Consider the following 405-nt stretch of genomic DNA (forward strand, 5'->3'; position numbering starts at 1 on the left):
CGCTTATCTCGCATTATGAAAGCATGATTGGTGAAGCGAGCATTTTGGCAATTTTCATCTCTTCCATTACGGGGACTGCCGGTAATGCCGGGACGCAAAGCTTAGCCGTTGCCGTCAGGCGTCTTGCTGAAAAAGAAGAGGATCAGCCTTCTTGGTATAAACAGTTTTTGACAGAGTTTTTCACTGGTCTTTTGACGGGGTTCGTTACGGGCTTGACAATTTTTCTGATTGTCGGCATTTGGAAGCAAAATTTCGTTTTGGGATTCGTAATCGGCATGGCAATGATGTGTGCCATTACGGTTGCCAATCTTGCCGGAAGCTTTATTCCGAATTTGATGGATCGAATCGGGGTCGATCCTGCCGTTGCTTCAGGACCGTTTATTTCGACTTTGAGCGATTTAACGT

1 protein-coding gene is annotated in these 405 nt (G+C 45.9%); it reads left to right on the forward strand.

Translation table 11 applies throughout. The features are described from left to right. Nucleotides 1-23 precede the first annotated feature (23 nt). Nucleotides 24-405 (forward strand): magnesium transporter (locus KJQ99_RS10005; RefSeq protein WP_284467062.1); only part of this gene is annotated, 382 nt, incomplete at its 3' end.

The sequence above is a fragment of the Campylobacter sp. 2018MI13 genome (genome assembly GCF_018501135.1).
GTDB lineage: Bacteria > Campylobacterota > Campylobacteria > Campylobacterales > Campylobacteraceae > Campylobacter_E.